Annotated in this window: 18 protein-coding genes; 8 read left to right on the plus strand and 10 right to left on the minus strand. The window is 65.5% G+C overall.

The window, feature by feature from the left end; translation table 11 throughout:
• Positions 1-3: 3 nt before the first annotated feature.
• Together soxY and soxX are read right to left on the minus strand one after the other, a co-directional pair.
• Positions 4-489 carry a thiosulfate oxidation carrier protein SoxY gene (soxY, locus tag ACNJYA_RS03295; protein ID WP_439402039.1) on the minus strand — a complete coding sequence of 162 codons (486 nt, stop codon included), beginning with the start codon at positions 487-489 and terminating at the stop codon, positions 4-6.
• A gap of 26 nt (positions 490-515) precedes the next feature.
• Positions 516-872, minus strand: a complete 357-nt coding sequence (gene soxX / locus ACNJYA_RS03300; protein ID WP_172786752.1) for a sulfur oxidation c-type cytochrome SoxX — start codon at positions 870-872, stop codon at positions 516-518.
• Positions 873-1,102: 230 nt separating this feature from the next.
• Between soxX and ACNJYA_RS03305 the strand changes: the two genes are divergently transcribed.
• Entirely contained in the window at positions 1,103-1,774 is a 672-nt protein-coding gene (locus ACNJYA_RS03305) for a DUF938 domain-containing protein (RefSeq protein WP_212258879.1), read from the plus strand.
• Positions 1,775-1,955: 181 nt separating this feature from the next.
• Here ACNJYA_RS03305 and ACNJYA_RS03310 read toward each other — a convergent pair whose 3' ends face one another.
• Positions 1,956-4,025 carry a prolyl oligopeptidase family serine peptidase gene (locus tag ACNJYA_RS03310; RefSeq protein WP_439402040.1) on the minus strand — a complete coding sequence of 690 codons (2,070 nt, stop codon included), beginning with the start codon at positions 4,023-4,025 and terminating at the stop codon, positions 1,956-1,958.
• 206 nt (positions 4,026-4,231) lie between these two features.
• Between ACNJYA_RS03310 and ACNJYA_RS03315 the strand changes: the two genes are divergently transcribed.
• Positions 4,232-5,479 (plus strand): MFS transporter, encoded by a 1,248-nt coding sequence (locus ACNJYA_RS03315; protein ID WP_439402041.1) that lies wholly within the window; start codon positions 4,232-4,234, stop codon positions 5,477-5,479.
• A 142-nt stretch (positions 5,480-5,621) separates the two neighbouring features.
• Positions 5,622-6,869 carry an MFS transporter gene (locus ACNJYA_RS03320; protein WP_439365373.1) on the plus strand — a complete coding sequence of 416 codons (1,248 nt, stop codon included), beginning with the start codon at positions 5,622-5,624 and terminating at the stop codon, positions 6,867-6,869.
• Positions 6,870-6,876: 7 nt separating this feature from the next.
• On the opposite strand, the gene ACNJYA_RS03325 is transcribed toward ACNJYA_RS03320, so the two are convergent.
• Together ACNJYA_RS03325 and ACNJYA_RS03330 are read right to left on the minus strand one after the other, a co-directional pair.
• On the minus strand, positions 6,877-8,268 hold the full coding sequence (locus ACNJYA_RS03325; protein ID WP_246571735.1) for a M48 family metalloprotease: 1,392 nt from the start codon (positions 8,266-8,268) through the stop codon (positions 6,877-6,879).
• Positions 8,269-8,400: 132 nt separating this feature from the next.
• On the minus strand, positions 8,401-9,252 hold the full coding sequence (locus tag ACNJYA_RS03330) for a thermonuclease family protein (protein ID WP_439402042.1): 852 nt from the start codon (positions 9,250-9,252) through the stop codon (positions 8,401-8,403).
• Positions 9,253-9,523: 271 nt separating this feature from the next.
• On the opposite strand from ACNJYA_RS03330, the gene ACNJYA_RS03335 reads away from it, so the two are divergent.
• From ACNJYA_RS03335 to ACNJYA_RS03345, 3 genes are all read left to right on the plus strand, one after another.
• Positions 9,524-10,729, plus strand: coding sequence for an ABC transporter substrate-binding protein (locus tag ACNJYA_RS03335; RefSeq protein ID WP_172786578.1), 1,206 nt, complete (start codon positions 9,524-9,526; stop codon positions 10,727-10,729).
• Between the two features lie 150 nt (positions 10,730-10,879).
• Positions 10,880-11,668, plus strand: coding sequence for an enoyl-CoA hydratase (locus tag ACNJYA_RS03340; RefSeq protein ID WP_439402043.1), 789 nt, complete (start codon positions 10,880-10,882; stop codon positions 11,666-11,668).
• Between the two features lie 2 nt (positions 11,669-11,670).
• Positions 11,671-12,417: a hypothetical protein gene (locus tag ACNJYA_RS03345; RefSeq protein WP_439402044.1), complete on the plus strand. Its 747-nt coding sequence runs from the start codon at positions 11,671-11,673 to the stop codon at positions 12,415-12,417.
• Positions 12,418-12,529: 112 nt separating this feature from the next.
• Here ACNJYA_RS03345 and ACNJYA_RS03350 read toward each other — a convergent pair whose 3' ends face one another.
• Genes ACNJYA_RS03350 through ACNJYA_RS03360 form a run of 3 tightly spaced genes read right to left on the minus strand, consistent with a single transcriptional unit; the run spans position 12,530 to position 15,600 of the window.
• Entirely contained in the window at positions 12,530-13,342 is an 813-nt protein-coding gene (locus ACNJYA_RS03350) for an enoyl-CoA hydratase/isomerase family protein (protein WP_212258864.1), read from the minus strand.
• Positions 13,343-13,359: 17 nt separating this feature from the next.
• Entirely contained in the window at positions 13,360-14,520 is a 1,161-nt protein-coding gene (locus ACNJYA_RS03355) for an acyl-CoA dehydrogenase family protein (RefSeq protein WP_212258862.1), read from the minus strand.
• 15 nt (positions 14,521-14,535) lie between these two features.
• Positions 14,536-15,600, minus strand: coding sequence for an acyl-CoA dehydrogenase family protein (locus tag ACNJYA_RS03360; protein WP_439402045.1), 1,065 nt, complete (start codon positions 15,598-15,600; stop codon positions 14,536-14,538).
• 247 nt (positions 15,601-15,847) lie between these two features.
• Here ACNJYA_RS03360 and ACNJYA_RS03365 point away from each other — a divergent pair, with 247 nt between their 5' ends.
• The gene (locus ACNJYA_RS03365; protein ID WP_260381753.1) at positions 15,848-16,633 is read left to right on the plus strand and encodes an SDR family NAD(P)-dependent oxidoreductase; all 786 of its coding nucleotides are present in this window, start codon (positions 15,848-15,850) and stop codon (positions 16,631-16,633) included.
• A 128-nt stretch (positions 16,634-16,761) separates the two neighbouring features.
• Here ACNJYA_RS03365 and ACNJYA_RS03370 read toward each other — a convergent pair whose 3' ends face one another.
• Positions 16,762-17,034 (minus strand): GlsB/YeaQ/YmgE family stress response membrane protein, encoded by a 273-nt coding sequence (locus ACNJYA_RS03370; protein ID WP_172786583.1) that lies wholly within the window; start codon positions 17,032-17,034, stop codon positions 16,762-16,764.
• 42 nt (positions 17,035-17,076) lie between these two features.
• Positions 17,077-17,646, minus strand: coding sequence for a YidB family protein (locus tag ACNJYA_RS03375; RefSeq protein ID WP_172786584.1), 570 nt, complete (start codon positions 17,644-17,646; stop codon positions 17,077-17,079).
• A 161-nt stretch (positions 17,647-17,807) separates the two neighbouring features.
• On the opposite strand from ACNJYA_RS03375, the gene ACNJYA_RS03380 reads away from it, so the two are divergent.
• On the plus strand, positions 17,808-18,815 hold the full coding sequence (locus ACNJYA_RS03380) for a 2-dehydropantoate 2-reductase (protein WP_439402046.1): 1,008 nt from the start codon (positions 17,808-17,810) through the stop codon (positions 18,813-18,815).
• The last annotated feature ends 5 nt before the right edge of the window (positions 18,816-18,820 follow it).

The following is an 18,820-nucleotide window of genomic DNA, read 5'->3' on the forward strand; positions in this document are numbered from 1 at the left end:
CGCTTAGCCGCCGCAACCGCCGACGGTGACCTTGACCTCCTTGGTCGCGCTGTAGAGCTTGCCGTCGGCCTCCACGATCGCGGTCAGTTTGGTGGTCCTGGCCATCTTCAGCCGGTTGGCGACGGCAGGGATGGTGCCGTCGGGAATCCTGTAGCTGGCGGCCAGCGCGCTCGGGTTCTCCGCCACGAAGAACGAGATCGAGGTGACCTTCTCCAGCGTCGTCGTCACCGAGATCGGCACGACGCCGCCGTTCTCGGCGATCTCCGGCGCATCCAGCTTGACCTTGTCCGACGGTTCGGCGGTCTTGCCGTAGAGCGCCTTGATCGCGTCGGCTTCGCTCTTCTGCCTGAAGGCCTCTTCCGGATATTTGTCGTTCGCCGCGGCGCGCGCGGGCGCGAACGGCAGACTGCCGAGGCCGAGCAGCGCCACGGAGGCTGCGCCCTGAAGGATCAGGCGCCGCGTCGGGTGGGGCCTCGTGGTCGTGGTCATCTCAAGTCTCCTGGGGCCGCCGGCGGTTACAGGGTCTGCAGGAAATCAACGATCGCGTCGATCTCCTGTTCGGTCAAAATCCGGTTCCGGCCGAACGGCGGCATCATGGTTTGCGGATTGCGCTTGGTCTCGTCGAAGATGATCGCGGTGAGCTCGTTGCGATCAGGGTATTTTGACTTGATGTCCTTCAATTCCGGTCCGATCGTCCCCGGCAGGTCGCCGCCTTTGATGACATGGCAAGTCAGGCAATTGCCCTTGCCGCGGTCGAAGGCGAGCTTCTGGCCCACCGTCACGGCGGATTGCGCCCCCGCCGGGGCCATGGCCATGCCGGCGAGGAGGGCTAGGGCAACAAGCAAAGCGGGCTTGCGAGGAAAGGCGGTCAAGGCATCGTCCCGGAGCGTTATCTCGATGATCTCATTTACGGAATTGTTCAAAAGCACAAAGGACATCGCCTGACAATCAAGACTATGCATGCGGCAAAATGGGGTTAATATCCTCCGCATTGCAACCGACAAGATAGTTCGTTCATGCGGATGGGCGCAGACTAGCAAATTATTCTCGGACGTTCGGCCTTCTGGCCTTCTTTTTTGGTACGCATTTTTGGGGACGTCACTTGGCTGAATATGTCGTCGAATTTGGCAGGGATGGCGGACGGGTCGAGCCGGATGGCCGGCTCGATGCGCCGGCCTTTCATCGCAATCACGAACCGATCTGGGCCGCCCTGGAAAAGCACCTCGCGGATGCGACCGGCAACGTCGTGGAACTCGGCAGTGGAACCGGGCAGCACGTGGTGCATTTCGCCCGCCACACGCCCGGCCTGGTCTGGTGGCCGAGCGATCTCAACCAGCGCCACCTCAAGAGCATCGAAGCCTGGCGCGTGCATGCGGGCCTGCCGAACATCCGCCCACCCCTGCGCATCGACCTCACCGATGCCGATTGGTGCCCGGAAATGAAAAGCGGGCAGGGGCCGACCAGCCTCGCGGCCGTGTTCTGCGCCAATGTCATTCACATCGCGCCCTGGGCCGTGGCCGAAGGCCTGTTCGCCGGCGCCGGCCGTTATCTGCGCCGCGACGGCAAGCTGTTCCTCTATGGCCCGTTCAAGCGCGACGGCAAGCACACCGCGCTCAGCAACGCGGTGTTCGACACCTCCTTGCGCGAAGGCAATCCCGAATGGGGCGTGCGCGACGTCGTCGACGTCGAGAAGCTGGCGAAGGCGGCAGGCCTCGGTCTCGTCGATACGATCGAGATGCCCGCGAACAATCTGACGTTGGTGTTTGCGCGGTAGCTACGCCGGAGGTGCGCTCCCTCTCCCGCTTGCGGGAGAGGGTCGGGGAGAGGGTGCTTCCGCAACGGGATACTCCCCTAGGGGAGAAAGCCCTCACCCGCCGCGCTCTTCGAGCGCGTCGGCCTCTCCCGCAAGCGGGAGAGGCAAGAACTGTCCGTGGCCAGCACCTTGTCAAGACGTCTCAGTCTTCGTCATCCCGCCACCCGATCTTCTCCTTCAAGAACCGATAGCCCAGCACCTCGAAGCCCGCGCGCTCCTTGTTGTCCTTGCCGTAGCCGTGGCCGCCTGCGGCCGGCTCGTAGAACCAGGCCTCATAGCCCATGGCCTGCAGCTTGGCCGCCATCTTGCGCGCGTGGCCGGGATGGACGCGGTCGTCGCGCCGCGTCGTCGCGATCAGGATCGGCGGATATGCCTGGCCGGCCCTCACGTTGTGATAGGCGGAGTAGGTCTTGAGCCATTCCCATTCGTCGGGCTTGTCGGGATCGCCATATTCCGCGATCCAGCTCGCGCCCGCGAGCAGCTTTGTGTAGCGGCGCATGTCGATCAGCGGGATGGTGCAGAACAGCGCGCCGAAACGCTCGGGGTAGCGCACCAGCATGTTGGTGATGAGGATGCCGCCGTTCGAGCCGCCCTGCGCGGCGATACGCTTTGCGCTCGTCACACCGCGGCGGACGAGATCGGCGGCCACGGCGGCGAAATCGTCGTGAGAGAGCCTCTTGCCGGCAAGGCGTCCGGCATCGTGCCAGCGCGTGCCGAACTCGCCGCCGCCGCGCAAATTCGCCTGCACCGTGGTGCCGCCGCGCTCCAGCCACAGCTTGCCGAGCGACGCGTTGTAATCCGGCTTCACCGAAACCGCGAAGCCGCCATAGGCGCTCATATAGACCGGCGCATCGCCGGTCTCTCCGGCGGGGCCGGTCTGCACATAGGGGATCCGCTCGCCGTCAACGGAGATCGCCTCGTGCTGCGTCACCATGAGCCCGTCGGCGGTGAACGTCTTCGGCGCCTGCTTCAGCACGATCGGGCTTGCGACGCCGCGTTCGATCAGCAGCAACGAGGGCGGCGTCAGCGGATCCTGCACATTGGCGAGCAGGGCGCCGTTGCTCTCGGAGGCATGGCGATCGAGCGCCCAGACGTCGACGACGCCGATTCCCGGCAAGCCGGAAAGCGTCTCGCGGCTCCATGTCGCAGCGGAAGGCGTGCAGATTTCGAAACGCGGCCTCAACTCGTCGAGGATCGAAAGGACCAGCCTGCCTGCCACCCAGAAGAAGCCCTGGATCGCCCGACGCGGCGCCGGCTCGAACAGCATGGCGAACTCGCGGCCGCCTTTGAGGAATGCGGAGAGCGAGATGCCGAGCACCGCGTCGGCCTCGTACGTCCGTCCGGCCACAGACCAGTTCGAGCGCGGTTTGATCGCGAGCCAGTCGCCATGGGCCTGCAATTCTATGTCGGTCGGCAGATCCAGCCTTGCGAGCGGTCCGGTCTGATCTCCGATCGAGACGCTGAAGTTGAAGAAATCCAGCATGCGGCCGAACCATATCGTTCGATTCGACGTGATGCGATCGACGTAGCAATATGCCGCCATGTCGTCCGCCGAGGCCTCGAACAGCACCGAAGCCTGTTCGACCCTTTGGCCGCGCCGCCAAAGCCGCACGGTGCGCGCATAGCCCGATGTCGTCGCCATGCCCTCGCCATGCGCGCTCGAAAGCAGCAGCGTGTCGGCATCGAGCCAGTCGACGCCGCCCTTGGCTTCCGGCAGTGCGAAGCCGCCGGCAACGAAGCTTCTCGTGTCGAGATCGAACTCGCGCAAAGTGACGGCGTCGCTGCCGCCGCGCGACAGGCTGAGGATCGCGCGCGAACTGCCGGGCATCGTGGTGATCTGGCTCAGCAGCCAGTCCTCGCCTTCGCTCGCCGCAAGCTGATCAATATCAAGTATGGTTTCCCATGCCGGATGCGGCTTTCGAAACTCTTCCAACGTGGTCCGCCGCCACAGGCCGCGGGGATTGCTGGCGTCCTTCCAGAGATTGTGCAGGTCAGTGCCGCGGCGGCTGACATAGGGAATGTTGTCGGGACGATCGTAGATGCCAGCGAGAATATCGCGGTCGCGTTCGAACGCCGCTCCGCCGAAGGCCTGCAGCGTCAGGCTATTCTGTCGCTCGACGAAATCGAGCGCCTGCTTGCCCTCGATCTCCTCCAGCCACAGCCAGGGATCGTCGTCGGGAGCTTGAAGCGTGGGCCTGTCGTCGACGGACATGAACGAAACTCCGTAAAGTTCGCGGCGGATAGGATTTGATCGAGCGCAAGCCGTCAAGGGCGCACTCCGCTATCATCCCATTGATTGCGTCAGAGGCATGGCCCGCGCCCGTTTGCGTCGGTTGCCCGTCCTTCCGCGCCCCTCCATAGTGCCGGGAATCAACAAGGCCCTCGAAAGCCTCAAATGCCCTTGGGGCGGAAGTGCCGATGCTGGACGTGACTGCAGCCAATGAGATCGCCGCCGATGCCCGCGTGCGCGCCAATGTGGTGCGCCTTGCCGCCGCGCAGGCGCTGACCGGCGCCAACTCGGCGGTGATCTTCGCCACTGGCGCGATCGTCGGCGCCACGCTCGCGCCGGACATGTCGTTCGCGACCGTACCGATCTCGATGTATGTGGTCGGGCTCGCCGCCGGCACGCTGCCGACCGGCGCGATCTCGCGCCGCTTCGGCCGCCGCGCCGCCTTCGTCATCGGCACCGGCCTCGGCGCGCTCACGGGTCTGCTCGGCTCGTTCGCGATCCTGCACGGCTCGTTCGCGCTGTTTTGTGTCGCGACCTTTCTCGGCGGCCTCTACGGCGCGGTGGCGCAATCCTATCGCTTCGCCGCCGCCGACGGCGTCAGTGCGGCCTACCGGCCCAAGGCGGTGTCCTGGGTGATGGCGGGCGGCGTGTTCGCCGGCGTGCTCGGTCCGCAGCTCGTGCAATGGACCATGGACGTCTGGCAGCCTTATCTGTTCGCCTTCAGCTTCCTGGTGCAGGCCGCCGTCGCGCTGATCGCGATGGGCATCGTCGCCGGCGTCGATATGCCGAAGCCCGCGCCTGCCGATCTGCACGGCGGGCGGCCGCTGCTGACGATCGTGACGCAACCGCGCTTCATCGCGGCGGCGCTGTGCGGCGTCATCGCCTATCCCATGATGAACCTGGTGATGACCTCGGCGCCGCTCGCGATGAAGCTGTGCGGCCTGTCGGTGTCCGATTCTAATTTCGGCCTGCAATGGCACATCGTTGCGATGTACGGGCCGAGCTTCTTCACGGGCACGCTGATCGCGCGCTTCGGCGCCCCGAAGATCGTCGCCGCCGGCTTGCTGCTGGAGGCGGGCGCCGCCACCATCGGTCTCTCGGGCCTCACGGCGATGCATTTCTGGGCGACGCTGATCGTGCTCGGCGTGGGCTGGAATTTCTCCTTCATCGGCGCCTCCGCGCTGGTGCTGGAGACGCATCGTCCGCAGGAGCGCAACAAGGTGCAGGCCTTCAACGATTTCCTGGTGTTCGGCATGATGGCGATCGGCTCGTTCTCGTCGGGCCAGCTGCTCGCCAATTTCGGCTGGTCCGCGGTGAACCTCGTGGTGTTCCCGCCGGTGCTGCTGGGTCTTGCCGTGCTCTCGCTGGTCTCCTGGGCGAGGCGCCGCCAGGCGCGGCTGGAGGCAGCCATGGGCGAGTTCCCCGACGCGGTCTAGTTTGGCAAGAGGCTGTCAGCAGCGTTGACACTTCGATCCAGGTCGAAGTGATTTTCGAGAGCCGCGTTGTTACATGATGCTCGTCATCAACAGGCGAGCGTTCAGCCCAAGCGCTCGCGGGGGGAACGAAGGACCAGCGCAAATGCTCGACAATCCCCGCCACATTCCGCCAATCGACGAATCCTCGCTTCGTTACGAAGGCTGGCGCATCGTCGCGGTCTGCTTCCTGCTCGCGACCTTCGGCTGGGGGCTCGGCTTCTACGGCCAGAGCGTCTATGTCGCCGAGCTGCAGCGGGCGCGGGGCTGGCCGGCCTCGCTGATCTCCTCCGGCACCACGTTCTTCTACCTGTTCGGCGCGCTGCTCGTCGTCTTCGTCGGCGAGGCCGTGCGGAAATACGGTCCGCGCCTCAGCCTGCTGGCCGGCACGCTGGCGATGGCGGCGGCCGCAGTCGCGATCGGCGCGGTGCGCGAGCCCTGGCAGCTCTATCTCGCCGATGCCGTGCTCGCCTTCGGCTGGGCCGGCACCAGTCTCGCCATGATCACCAACACGATCAGCCTGTGGTTCGACGAGAGGCGCGGCATGGCGATCAGTCTCGCACTCAACGGCGCCAGCTTCGGCGGCATCGCCGGCGTGCCGCTGCTGGTGGCCTTGATCGGCCATGTCGGCTTTGCCGGTGCGATGTACGCCGCCGCCGGCGCCATGCTGGTGCTGCTCGTGCCGGTCATCCTCCTTCTCGTCGGCCGCCCGCCCGATCGCCACGGCTGGCACGCGACGGCGAAGGCAAGACCGCAATCATCGACGGAGATCCGCGCCTGGGCGCTGCGCGACGTCGGCTTCCTCACGGTGACGATCGCCTTTGCCCTCGTGCTGTTCGCCCAGGTCGGCTTCATCGTGCATCTGATCTCGTTCCTCGATCCCGTGGTCGGGCGCGAGCGTGCCGCCGTGGCCGTCGCGGTGCTGACCGCGATGGCGGTGGTCGGTCGCGTGCTGTTCTCGCTGGTGATCGACCGCCTCAATCAGCGTCTCGCGTCCGCGCTGTCGTTCCTCAGCCAGGCCGCCGCGCTTCTCGCCGTCATCAACCTGCACAACGACTATGTACTGATCGCGGCCTGCGCCGTGTTCGGCTTTTCGGTCGGCAACCTCATCACGCTGCCCTCGCTCATCGTGCAGCAGGAGTTCGACTCCGCCGCCTTCGGCGTGCTGATCAGCCTCAATACCGCGATCAACCAGGTGACCTATGCGTTCGGCCCCGGCGTCGTCGGTTTCCTGCGCGATCTCTCAGGCGGCTATACGCTGCCGTTCTATCTCTGCATCGCGCTGGAGGTGATGGCGGCGGCGCTGATCATAGTGCGCGGGAAGCCGCGTTTCTCCGGGACGACGCGCGCTTAGCGAGGCGTTAGTCCGCCACGATCTTGACGCGATCGCGCACCTTGACCTGCGCGGTGCGATCGAGGCCGTTCAGCACGCGGAAGCGCTCGGCGGGATGGTCGACGCCGGCCATGCGGTGCGAGAGCGATTCCACGGTGTCGCCGGGCTGCACCGTGATGACCTTGATGCGCAGCGGGCGCGCGGCCTGGATTTCCTCCAGCGTCAGGCGGCGGAACGAGTTGACGGTCTCGCGCGCGTTGCGCTCGCTCTCGGTCGATTTCTGCCGTGCCGCGAAGATGAAGCGATAGACGTCGCTGCCGAAGCGCAGCGCATAGACCTTGAACTGCCACTGGTCGCCCTTGGCGGTGGCGGACGCCGCCGGAAAACCGTTGATGGTGAGGTCCTCGGTCGAGGCCTTCTCGACGCCTTCCATCCAGCCGGAGTTGAGGTAGTCGCCGAGCGACTGCTCTCCGGGCACGCGCACGACGTCGAAGCGCATCGCCTGCGCGCCGCCCTCGCGCACGCCGATCACGGCCTGTGCGGTGTTGTCGAGCGTGAAATTGTCCGGCGCCTGGAAGGTGAAGCCGAGCTTCGGATGCAGGAAACGCCGACCGCGGACAAAGCCTTCGCTGGGGTCTTCGCCATAGACGAGGTTGTCGATCGCGGCGAGATAGCTCTCGCGATCGCGCTCGGCGCCTTCGGGCGCCGTGTATTGGCGGGCAATGTTCTGCGCGTTCTGCACGCGTTCCGGCGTTGCCGGATGCGACGAGGTGAAATCCTGCGCGCGCGGATCGAGCGAGCTCTTGCCGGCCTTCAGCTCGGCATTGCGCTCCATCGCGGACAGGAAGCGCGCCGCGCCGTAAGGGTCGAAATGCGCCTTGGCGGAGATGCCGACGCCGATGCCGTCGGCCTCGAACTCCTGCTTGCGCGAGAAGCTCGCCATGGTGAGCTTGGTCTTGGCCAGCGCCAGCGCGGTGAGGTCGGGATCGTTGCTCATGTCGGTGACGACGCGGGTGACGATCGCGGCTTGGCGCGCCTGGTCCTCGCGCATTGCGGCGTGCTTGGACAGCACATGCGCCATCTCGTGGCTGAGCACGGAGGACAATTCGGAGGTGTCGCTGGCGAGCGCAAGCAGGCCGCGCGTGACATAGAGCTGGCCGTTCGGCAGCGCAAAGGCGTTCACCGCGCCGGAATTGAGGATCGTGACCTTGTAGCCCTGGTCGGGCCGGTCGGAGGCCGCGACCAGCCGGTCGACGGTCTTGCTGACGAGCGCCTCGAGCTTGGGATCGTCATAGGTCCCGCCATAGCTCGCCAGGATGCGCTCGTGCTCCTTTTCGGTGGCCGGGGTTTGTGCGACGGCGGGCTTTGGCTTCGGCATCGCGACGGCCGTCGGGGTCGCCGCAGTCTGGAACCGGCCCATATCGCCGCAGCCGGCGAGAAGCCCGCCCAGCACAAGGCAAAGCGCGGCCGGCGCAGCCCGCAGGCGGCGGCAATCACCCAGTCCGTGCCGTTCTAGCACCCCATTCACGTCGATTAACCCGTGCCCGGCCGTTTAAGGCCTTACCCCAGTAGGCTCGTTTGCGCCCAGCAATTCAACCTGTCCCAAGAGACGCACATCGATACGCGGCCCCGTCGTCCCCTCAACCCAGCCCCGAACGCGAATACGCCGATTTTCCAGGGACTTAAGGGCCATGCCGGCGTTTTCGAACGCCGCTAGCGTGCGCTTTGAAATAGTCACGGCAAAGCCACGTGTCCAGTTCCGTCCGAAGTTGAGGTAGGTCGTTGCCCCAGCTTGCCGGACTGACAGGACTTTGCCCTCGATTACCGCAAAGCGCCCGATCTCCGCCAAAATATCGTCCGGACTTTCCGCGTTTTTTATGGCCGACGGGTCAGCCCAGCTGCCCATTTTTTGACGCCGCGCTGCGGCTTCGGACGCCATCAGGGCGGCCGCGCAGTCTTTGTCTACGATCTCGGCGGAGACCACGGCCTCGCCCCGGGCGAGCAGCATGGCCTGCACCGAGATGTCGCTTTCGCCGATGAAGACCAGTGCGCTCTGGCGGCCGTAGCGATCGGGCGTGTCGTCAGCGCTCCGCAGCATCACGTCGCGGCCGGCGAGCAGCGAGGTCAGCGCCTGCTTCGTGGTCGCGGTCGGCGCGATGCCGCTGAGGCGGATCTCGCGGCCGTCGTCGAGACGCATGCTGCGCGCATCGACGATGCCAGCGACGCGGCCTTCGCCCTGGGACTCGAACTGGCAGGGTGCGGCGAAGGCGGTGTTAGCCGCAACGAGAAGAAAGAGGACGATGAGGCGAAGCCGTTGCGTCACGTGACCCGGAGAGGTTGCGCTGCGCGGCAACCATACCTCAAGCGTGGTTGGGTGCGAAGAGGTTTCGCCATACTCCGTCATTGCGAGGAGCCCTTCGCGATGAAGCAATCCAGACTGTTTCCGCGGACGCATTTCTGGATTGCTTCGCTGCGCTCGCACTGACGACGCGGAAACATTTCGTCGTACCTCACCATTCCGCTTTGCGGAAAACACACGCGGCAATCACGCATTCGCTCCGCCCCTCCGCTTGCTGCGCTCTTGCGCATGCGGCATGATTGCGGCAACAGCGAATAGCCAAGAGCAATAACCAAGCCGCCATCAGAGCACGGCGCGATAAGGGAGGTCGTTTTCGATGAAGAGTATTTTGTCCGGCATTTTTGCCGCCGCGTTTGCCCTCAATGCGAGCGCCGCACAGGCCCAGGACAAGCCGCCGCTGAAGATCGGCGGCATTCTCGACATGTCGAGCCTTTATGCGGACATCACCGGCCCCGGCAGCGAGACTGCGGCGAAGATGGCGGTCGAGGATTTCGGCGGCGAGGTGCTGGGACGCAAGATCCAGGTGCTGGCGGCCGATCATCTCAACAAGGCCGATCTCTCCGCCAACATCGCCCGCGACATGCTCGACAACCAGGGCGTCGAGATGATCTACGACGTCGCGGCCTCCGCGACCGCGCTTGCCGCCGGCGAGATCGCGAAAGCGCGCAACAAGATCGTCATGTTCAACGGGCCGGGCTCGATCCGTCTCACCAACGAGGCCTGCGGTCCCTACACCATCCACTACGTGTTCGACACCTACGGCCAGGCCAATGTGACCGGTCTTGCGGCGGTGAAGTCGGGTCTCGACAGCTGGTTCTTCCTCACCGCCGACTACGCCTTCGGCCAGGATCTGGAGAAGGACACCAGCGCCGTCGTGACCAAGACCGGCGGCAAGGTGCTCGGTGCCGTCCGCCATCCGCTCAACACGTCGGATTTCTCGTCCTTCCTGCTCCAGGCCCAGGCCTCCAAGGCCAAGGTGATCGGGCTCGCGAATGCCGGCGGCGACACCATCAACGCCATCAAGCAGGCGGCGGAGTTCGGCATCACCAAGGGCGGCCAGAAGGTCTCGCCGCTGCTCGCCTTCGTCACCGATATCGACTCGATCGGGCTTGAGACCGCGCAGGGTCTGCTGCTCGCGGAAGCGTTCTACTGGGATCTCAACGACGACACGCGTGCCTTCTCGAAGCGCTTCATGGAGCGCACCAAGCGGGTGCCGACCTCGGCGCAGGCCGGCGTCTATTCCTCCGTCACGCATTACCTGAAAGCCGTGAAGGCGGCCGGCACCACCGACGCCGCGGCGGTGATCAAACTGATGAAGGAGACGCCGATCAACGACTTCTTCGCCAAGGGTGGCAAGATCCGCGAGGACGGCCGCATGGTCCACGACATGTACCTGTTCGAGGTGAAGAAGCCGTCGGAGTCCAAGGGCCGCTGGGACGATTACAAGCTGCTCGCCACCGTCCCCGGCAACGAGGCATTCCAGTCGCTGGAGCAGTCGCGCTGCCCGCTGGTGAAGAAGTGACGGCGTGACTTCTTCACGCCGTCATTGCGAGGAGCTCTTGCGACGAAGCAATCCAGACTGCATCTGCGGAAACATTCCTGGATTGCTTCGCTTCGCTCGCAATGACGATGTGGTGATAGGTCGGCTAGACAATAACAAGGAGACGTCCGCATGAACGACATGGTCCTGCAAAAGCTCGAAGGCGGGCTGCTCACCATCACCATGAATCGCCCGGAGCGGAAGAATGCGCTCAACCCCGAGATGGTCGCCGGGCTGGTCGAGGCGGCACGGCGCGCGGCGGATGATCCCGAGGTGCGGGGGGTGCTGTTCAAGGGCGCCGGCGGCTCGTTCTGCGTCGGCGGCGACGTCAAATCGATGGCGCAGGGGCGCGCACCGCTGCCGTTCGAGCAGAAGCTCGCAAACTTGCGCCGCGGCATGGAGGTCTCGCGCATCCTGCATCAGATGCCGAAGCCCGTGGTGGCGCAGCTCGATGGCGCGGCGGCCGGCGCCGGCCTGTCGATGGCGCTGTCCTGTGACCTGCGGATCGCCTCCGAATCCTGCAAGATCACCACCGCCTTCGCCAAGGTCGGCTTCTCCGGCGATTACGGCGGCACCTACTTCCTGACCCAGTTGCTCGGCAGCGCGCGGGCGCGCGAGCTCTATCTGATGTCGCCGGTGCTCACGGCGAGGGAAGCGCACGCGATCGGCATGGTGACGAAAGTCGTGCCCGACGCCGAGATCGACGCCGCCGCGCACGAGCTCGCACTGTCGCTGGCGCAGGGTCCGTCGATCGCGCTCGGCTTCATCAAGCGCAACATCAACAATGCCGAGCACCTGGCGCTGGAGGATTGCTTCGACGGCGAGGCGATCCATCACACCCGCTGCGGCGACACCGAGGACCACAAGGAGGCCGCCAAGGCCTTCGTCGAGAAGCGCAAGCCGAGCTTCAGGGGCGCATGACCATGGCGCCCTATATCCGGCTGCGTCAGATCTGCCTGGTCGCGCCGCAGCTCGAGCCCGTCATCACGGATATCGGCCGGATCATGGGCCTCGCCGTCTGCTATCGCGACGGCAATGTCGCCAAATACGGCCTGGAGAACGCGCTGCTCCCGGTCGACACGATCCTGCTGGAGGTGGTCGCGCCGTTCAAGGACGGCACCACGGCCGGCCGCTTCATCGAGAAGACCGGCGGCCGCGGCGGCTACATGGCGATCTTCTGCTGCGACGATCCGGACGAGCGCGGCCGCAATGCCAACGCGCTCGGTGTGCGCACCGCCAACGTCATCGACCACGCGCCCTATCACGGCGTGCAGCTCCACCCCCGCGACTGCCGCGCCGCCTTCATCGAGTTCAATCACACCGACGGCAGCGACGATATCCTCGGTCCGTATCCGCCGGCCGGACCGGACTGGCAAAAGTTCATCCGCAAGGATGTCACCGAGGCGCTGACGGTGGTGGAGATGCAGAGCCCGGATCCGCAAGGGTTGGCCGAGCATTGGGGCAGGATCATCGGCGTTGCGCCTGAAGGCACCGAACTGAAGCTGCCCAATGCGACCTTTCGCTTCGTCAAGGGCGCCAGCGAGATCATGAGCGCGCTGGAGTTTCGGGTGACAGACGTGGCGCAGGTGCTGCATACCGCCAAGGCGAAGGGACTCGCGGTCGCGGGCAATGAGTTCTTGCTGGGCGGAGTGACGTTTCGCGTGAGCTGAGCGACTCATGCGCAGGGTTGGGCAAAGCGAAGCGTGCCCACCAATTCCGCCACACAAATGAAGCGATGGTGGGCACGGCGCTTTGCGCCTTTGCCCACGCTACTGCTCCGGCTTACCGCCCCTTGAAATTCGCCGCGCGGCGTTCTTCAGTCGCCTTCACGCCTTCCTTGAAGTCCTCCGTCGCGCGCAATCTTGTCTGCTCGGCGAGCTCGTGATTGGTCGCAGCCATCACGCGGTCGGCGAGGCCATTGCGCATCGTGGCGCGGGTGGAGAGCAGGCCGAGCGGAGAGCATTCGGCGATCTCGCCGGCGAGCTTCATCGCCGCCGCCTTGACCTGGTCCTGCGGCACCAGCTCGTTGGCGAGGCCCCATCTGTAGGCTTCCTCGCCGGTGACGCGGCGGCTGGTGTAGAACATCAGCTCGGCGTTGTTCTTGCCGATCAGCTCCGGCAGCGTCACGGTCAGGCCGAAGCCGGGATGGAAGCCGAGTTTTGTGAAATTGGCGGAGAAGCGCGCCTCGGGACAGGTGACGCGGAAGTCGGCCGACACTGCAAGCCCGAGTCCGCCACCGATGGCCGCGCCCTGCACGGCGGCGACGATCGGCTTCTTGGCGCGGAAGATGCGCACGGCCTGGATGTAGAGATGGTTGATCGGGCCGAGACTGTCGGCGGGATCGCCCTTCTTCTCGGCTTCGCGTGCCTCCTGGGCCTGCCGCGCAGGATCGCCGAAATTGGCGCCGGCGCAGAACGCCTTGCCTTGCGCGGAGAGCACGGACGCACGGATCTCGATGTCGCGGTCGAACTCGTCGAGCGCGTCCGCGATCTGGTTGATCAGCGAGATGTCGAAGAAGTTGAGCGGCGGGCGGCGGATCTCGATAGTGCCGACATGCCCCACCTTCTCGACGCCGATATCTTTATACGTGCTCATGATGATCCTCGATTGAATTAGCGCAGACCCAATCCGCGGGCGATGATGCCGCGCAGCACCTCGGTGGTGCCGCCCTGGATGGTGAGTTTCGGCGCGGTCTTGATCGCGAAGTCGAGCTGCCGCTCCAGGGTCTCGCGATTGGTCGCGGTCTCCTCGACGAAGGCGGCGAGATCGCGAACCCGATGCGGCAGCTGCTGCTCCCAGACCGTGCCGATGTCCTTGACGATGGACGCCTCCACCACCGGCTCCTTGCCGGCTTCGAGCATGCCGGCCACCGAGACCGACATGCGCCGCATGGTGTGGAGCTGCGCGACCAGGCGGCCGATGCCCTCAGCGCTGCGCGTGTCCGGATTGGGGCCGACCGCACGCACGAGCTCGGTGAGCACGTAATAGGTCTCGAGGAAGCGCTCGGGGCCCGAGCGCTCATAGGCGAGCTCGCTCGTCGCCTGCTTCCAGGCGCCGTCGACTTCGCCGAGCACATGGTCGTCGGGGATGAAGTGATCGGTGAAGACGACCTCGTTGAACTCGTACTGGCCGGTGATCTGGCCGATCGGGTTCACCTTGATGCCCGGCTGCTTCATCTTGACCAGGAACTGGGTCAGGCCATGACGGCGGTTTTCCTTGGTCGGCGGCGAGGTCCGGAAGATCGCGATCATGTAGTCGGCGATATGCGCCGACGAGGTCCAGATCTTGGTGCCGTTGATCAGATAGCCGCCGTCGGTCCTGGTCGCGCGCGTCTTCGCCGCGAACAGGTCGGAGCCCGAATTCGGCTCGCTCATGCCGATGGCAAAGCAGATCTCGCCGCGGCAGATCCGTGGCAGGATCTCCATCTTGATATGCTCGGGCGCGTATTTCAAAAGCACCGGCCCGCTCTGGCGGTCGGCGACGAAGAAGCGCCGCGTCGGCGCGTTGGCAACGCGCATCTCCTCGGTCACCACGTAGCGCTCGAGGAAGGAGCGTTCCTGGCCGCCATACTTTTTCGGCCAGGTCATGCCGAGCCAGCCCTTGGCGCCGACCCGGCGGGAAAATTCCGGCGCGTCGGTGTCTTCGCGGTTGGGCTTGTGCGGATCGAAGGTGCCGGCGGCGATCTCCTCGGCGAGGAAGGCGCGGACTTCCTTGCGCAATTGCTCGCATTTCTCGGGCAGGCGGATCGGATCGAAACGCAGGGCAGCGGTCATGTCTTCTCTCTCCGATCAGCGCGATGCCACGAGCGGCCACAATTCGTCGGCGCCGCGGTTTGCGACGAGCTTGCCGAGCTCGACCGCCCAGTAGCTCTCCGAGCCGAAATCGTCGCGCCAGGCCAGCGCCCGCAGCGAATAGCGGTGCAGGATGTGCTCCATGGTGAAGCCGATCGCGCCATGGACCTGATGCGCGATGCCGCCGCCTTTTTCGGCAGCTTCCGCGCAGCGGATTTTTGCGGAGGCGGCTTCGAGATAGATCTCGTCGTTGAACGATTTTGCGTTGGCGATGGCGTCGGCGGCGGACGTCGCCGCCGCCAAGGCCGCGGCGGATTCGCCGGCGAGGCGGGCGAGATTGTGCTGCACCGCCTGGAATTTCGAGATCTTCTTCTCGAAGGCGACGCGCTCGTTGGAATAGCGCACGGAAATGTCGAGCATCGATTCCAGCGCGCCTGCGATTTGCAGGCTGCGCGCGACGCCGCCCATCAGCATCAGATGGGTCTGCGCAAAGCCCTTCGGCGCGGGCTTGATGGTGATCGGCTGGGCCTTGTCGAGAGTGACGGTGTCGCTGTGGTCGTAGCCGACATTGAGTCCGGCCTCGATCCGCGCCTTGGCCACGTCGATCAGCGCAATGGAAACGCCGTCCTTGCCGTGCGCCAGCACCGCGAAATGCTTCGCCGTCTTGGCAAAGGGCACGCCGCGGGCACGGCCGGAGAGCGCGCCGTCGGCATCCAGGCTGATGCGGTCCTTTGGCGTGGCCGGCAGCACCGTCATCTCGCCCTCGGGCGAAGCGATCTTCGCCTGCGCCAGCAGCCATCCCGCCAGCATGGTCTCGGCCAGCGGCACCGCGACCGCGAAACGGCCGGCGGCGCCCATCAGCGCAAAGCCGTCGGCGAGGCTCGCGCCCGAGCCGCCGAGATCATCAGCCACCCAGGACAGCGGCAGGCCGGCTTCGCTCAGCGCCTGCCACAGCGGCGCCTGCCACGCATTCGTCTTGTCGTTGTTGATGGTCTGCGGATCGGCGAGATCGGCGAAGATTTTCTCCGCGGTCTCGACGACGATATTGTCACTCTCCGCCACAGCGTTCCCCGTATTTTGCCATTGGCGCGTCCGGTCTGATCGGCCAGTGCGCAGTCTCTTCTTGCGCCCGATGATCGGAAAAAGCCATGGCCCTGACAAGCGTTGATCGCAGGTCCATCTGCGGCGCCGGCATGGGGCCAGGCTCCAGGAAATGCTAATTCCGCTTAGCGGAGTTTGCTCGATTTGCAGGGCGCGGCAAACTCGCTAAACAGGACGCCACACCAGATACAAGGGGAAGGAAATCCGGATGGCAAAAGACGGCTTGTGCGCAATCGTGACGGGGTCCGCATCCGGGCTGGGTGCAGCGACTGCGGAAATTCTCGCCCGCAGCGGGGCGCGGCTCGTCATCAACTATTCGTCGAGCCAGAAGGAAGCCGAGGCGACGGCCGAGACCTGCCGCAAGGCGGGAGCCGCTGAGGTGCTGGTCGCACAGGGCGACGTCTCCAAGGATGAGGATTGCCGCAAGATCGTCGCGGCGGCGAGCGGCTGGGGCCGGCTCGATATCCTCGTCAACAATGCAGGCACCACCAAGCATGTGGCTCATGCCGATCTCGACGGCTTGTCGGCGGAAGACTTCCAGCGGGTCTATGGCGTCAACACGATCGGCCCGTTCCAGATGGTGCGCGCAGCGCGCAGCCTGCTCGAGGCCGGTGCGAAGGCTTCGGGGCGGCCCTCGGCGGTGGTGAATGTGTCGTCGGTCGCCGGCATCAGCGGCGTCGGCTCGTCGATTGCGTACGCCGCGAGCAAGGGCGCGCTCAACACCATGACGCTGTCGCTGTCGCGTGCCCTCGCGCCGCTGATCCGCGTCAACACCGTGTGTCCGGGCTATATCGACACGCCCTGGTTCACCAAGGGCCGCGGCGAGGCGCAGGCCAAGCAGGTACGCGACAGCGTCGTGGCGAAGGTGCCGCTGAAGGTCGCATCATCCGCGGAGGACATCGCCCAGCTCGTCTGCTTCCTGGCGATGCCGGCCTCCAGCAACATGACCGGCGAAGTCGTGCGCATGGATGCGGGAATGCATTTGGTGACGTGAACTCGTCATTGCGAGCGCAGCGAAGCAATCCAGAAGTCCCTCCGCGGAAATAGTCTGGATTGCGTCGTCGCTGCGCTCCTCGCAATGACGATGTGGAGGCGGTGTGCCGCCCCTCCCGATTGAGGTTGCTACCCCTTGATCACGCCACTCGCCACCAGCCGGTGCCAGATGAACAGCACCACCACCGCGCCGATCGTCGCTGTGATGAAGCCGGCGCCCTGGTCGGGGCTGTAATGGCCGATGGCCTGGCCGACGAAGGTCGCTAGAAACGCGCCGGCGATGCCGAGGATGGTGGTGAGGATGAAGCCGCTCGGATTGTTCGGCCCCGGCGCCAGCCAGCGCGCGATGAGGCCGGCAATGAAGCCGACGACGATGATCCACAACAGGCCGCCCATGCTCATGACTTTGCTCCCCTTCCCGAAAGCGTATCGATCGAGGTCCGACTAGATTCTGCCCGAGAGCTCGTTCTCGGTCGGTAGCCGTCCATCCGGCGTCAGATGGTCGACCACTTGCGGCAGATACTGGCTGAGGCCGTTGAGCAGTTCCTCGCGCGACAGGCCGCTCTGGGCGGACAGGCTCTCGATCTGGTCGGCACCGAGTGCGCTGGCGAGATCGCCCGGCGCGATCGGCTTGTTCTCGCCCTTGCCGACCCAGGAATTCGCGGCATCGCCGTGGCCGCCCTGCTGCAGCTGGTTGAGGAGATCGCCGAGACCGCCGCTGAGCACGGTGCCGGCCGCGCCGCCCGCGAGCAGGCCGCCGAGGCCGCCCTTGAGAATGTCGCTTAGCCCGCCGCCGCCTGCACCCGCGTTCACCGGCGGCGGTGCTGGCGATGGTGACGGTTGCGGCGCCGAGCCTGACTGGCTGGTCGTGAAATGCTTGAACGCCTTCCAGGCGAGCAGGCCGAGCAGCGCCATCGTCATCGGCGACATGCCGCCGGAGGATTTCTCTGAGCTCGGCGTAGAGGGGCCGCGCGGGCCGTTCTGCATGCCGTTGAGGACGTCGAGTAGACCCATGGTGCTCTCCTTTGGCGTCTCGTTCGGCGAGCGCTCGCCGCTGGCTGCCCCCGGGGCGAAAACATATGGGGCAGTCATGACCGTTACAAGTCGGATGCGCCGCGATTGGTTGCCGGCCTCGCCTCTGCTATCGAAGGCCGGTCATTCAGGGAGTAAGCCCAGTGGTTGCGGATCGATCGATCGTGGTGGCTGGCGCCGGCGCCATCGGCTGTTTCGTCGGCGGCAAGCTGGCCGCCGCCGGCCGGCGCGTCGCGCTCTTGGTGCGGCCGCGGGTGAAGACCGAGATCGAGCGGTTCGGCCTGCTTCTGACCGATTTCGACGGCTCCGAGACGAAGCTCGGCGCCGGCCAGCTCGCGCTGTTGGAAGACCCTTCGATCTTGCACAGCGCCGGCATCGTGCTGGTCACGGTGAAAAGCGCCGACACCGCCGCTGTCGCCGACCAGATCGCGCAGCATGCGCCTGAGGATGCCGTCATCGTCTCGCTCCAGAACGGCATCGGCAATGTCGCAGTGCTGCGCGAGCGGCTCGGCGGCCGGTCCGTGCTCGCCGGCATGGTGCCGTTCAACGTGATCGCGATGGGCGATGGCCGTTTCCACCGCTCGACCTCCGGCGACATTCACGTCGGAGACGATTCGGTGAACACGGCCGTGGCGCTCTCGGTCTCCGGCCTCAGTGTGCGCGCGAGCCGTGACATCACCGGCGTGCAATGGGGCAAGCTGATCATCAACCTCAACAATGCGCTGAGCGCGCTGTCCGACATGCCGCTCGCCGCGCAATTGGCGAACCGTGACTGGCGAAGATTGTTCGCTGACCAGATGGCGGAAGGGCTGGCCGCACTGAAGGCCGCCGGCATCGTGCCGGTATCGTCGACGCCGATCCCGACGAGCTGGTCTCCGGCCTTGCTGCGGCTGCCCGATGCGATCTTCGGCGCGATCCTCGGGCGGACCATGAAGATCGATCCCGAGGCGCGCTCCTCGATGTGGCAGGATCTGAAGCAGGGCCGCAAGACCGAGATCGACTATCTGCAAGGCGCGGTCATTGCGCTCGCCGAGCAGAACCATGTCGCCGTGCCGCTGATGCGCCGCATTGTTGCGCTGATCAAGGAAGCCGAGGCGGCCGGCAACGGTCCGCCGCGGCTGACGCCGCAGCAGATCCGGGGTGTGACTTGAGGACG

This window comes from Bradyrhizobium sp. BLXBL-01 (assembly GCF_051853025.1).
Classification (GTDB): domain Bacteria; phylum Pseudomonadota; class Alphaproteobacteria; order Rhizobiales; family Xanthobacteraceae; genus Bradyrhizobium.

Bases quoted from the DNA above. Each gene is read 5' to 3' on its own strand.
- ACNJYA_RS03375 (WP_172786584.1), bottom strand. From the start codon at position 17,646: ATGGGTCTACTCGACGTCCTCAACGGCATGCAGAACGGCCCGCGCGGC.
- soxY (WP_439402039.1), bottom strand. From the start codon at position 489: ATGACCACGACCACGAGGCCCCACCCGACGCGGCGCCTGATCCTTCAG.
- ACNJYA_RS03310 (WP_439402040.1), bottom strand. From the start codon at position 4,025: ATGTCCGTCGACGACAGGCCCACGCTTCAAGCTCCCGACGACGATCCC.
- ACNJYA_RS03325 (WP_246571735.1), bottom strand. From the start codon at position 8,268: ATGGGCCGGTTCCAGACTGCGGCGACCCCGACGGCCGTCGCGATGCCG.
- ACNJYA_RS03340 (WP_439402043.1), top strand. From the start codon at position 10,880: ATGAACGACATGGTCCTGCAAAAGCTCGAAGGCGGGCTGCTCACCATC.
- ACNJYA_RS03315 (WP_439402041.1), top strand. From the start codon at position 4,232: ATGCTGGACGTGACTGCAGCCAATGAGATCGCCGCCGATGCCCGCGTG.
- ACNJYA_RS03320 (WP_439365373.1), top strand. From the start codon at position 5,622: ATGCTCGACAATCCCCGCCACATTCCGCCAATCGACGAATCCTCGCTT.
- ACNJYA_RS03365 (WP_260381753.1), top strand. From the start codon at position 15,848: ATGGCAAAAGACGGCTTGTGCGCAATCGTGACGGGGTCCGCATCCGGG.
- ACNJYA_RS03355 (WP_212258862.1), bottom strand. From the start codon at position 14,520: ATGACCGCTGCCCTGCGTTTCGATCCGATCCGCCTGCCCGAGAAATGC.
- ACNJYA_RS03330 (WP_439402042.1), bottom strand. From the start codon at position 9,252: ATGACGGAGTATGGCGAAACCTCTTCGCACCCAACCACGCTTGAGGTA.
- ACNJYA_RS03335 (WP_172786578.1), top strand. From the start codon at position 9,524: ATGAAGAGTATTTTGTCCGGCATTTTTGCCGCCGCGTTTGCCCTCAAT.
- ACNJYA_RS03345 (WP_439402044.1), top strand. From the start codon at position 11,671: ATGGCGCCCTATATCCGGCTGCGTCAGATCTGCCTGGTCGCGCCGCAG.
- ACNJYA_RS03350 (WP_212258864.1), bottom strand. From the start codon at position 13,342: ATGAGCACGTATAAAGATATCGGCGTCGAGAAGGTGGGGCATGTCGGC.
- ACNJYA_RS03370 (WP_172786583.1), bottom strand. From the start codon at position 17,034: ATGAGCATGGGCGGCCTGTTGTGGATCATCGTCGTCGGCTTCATTGCC.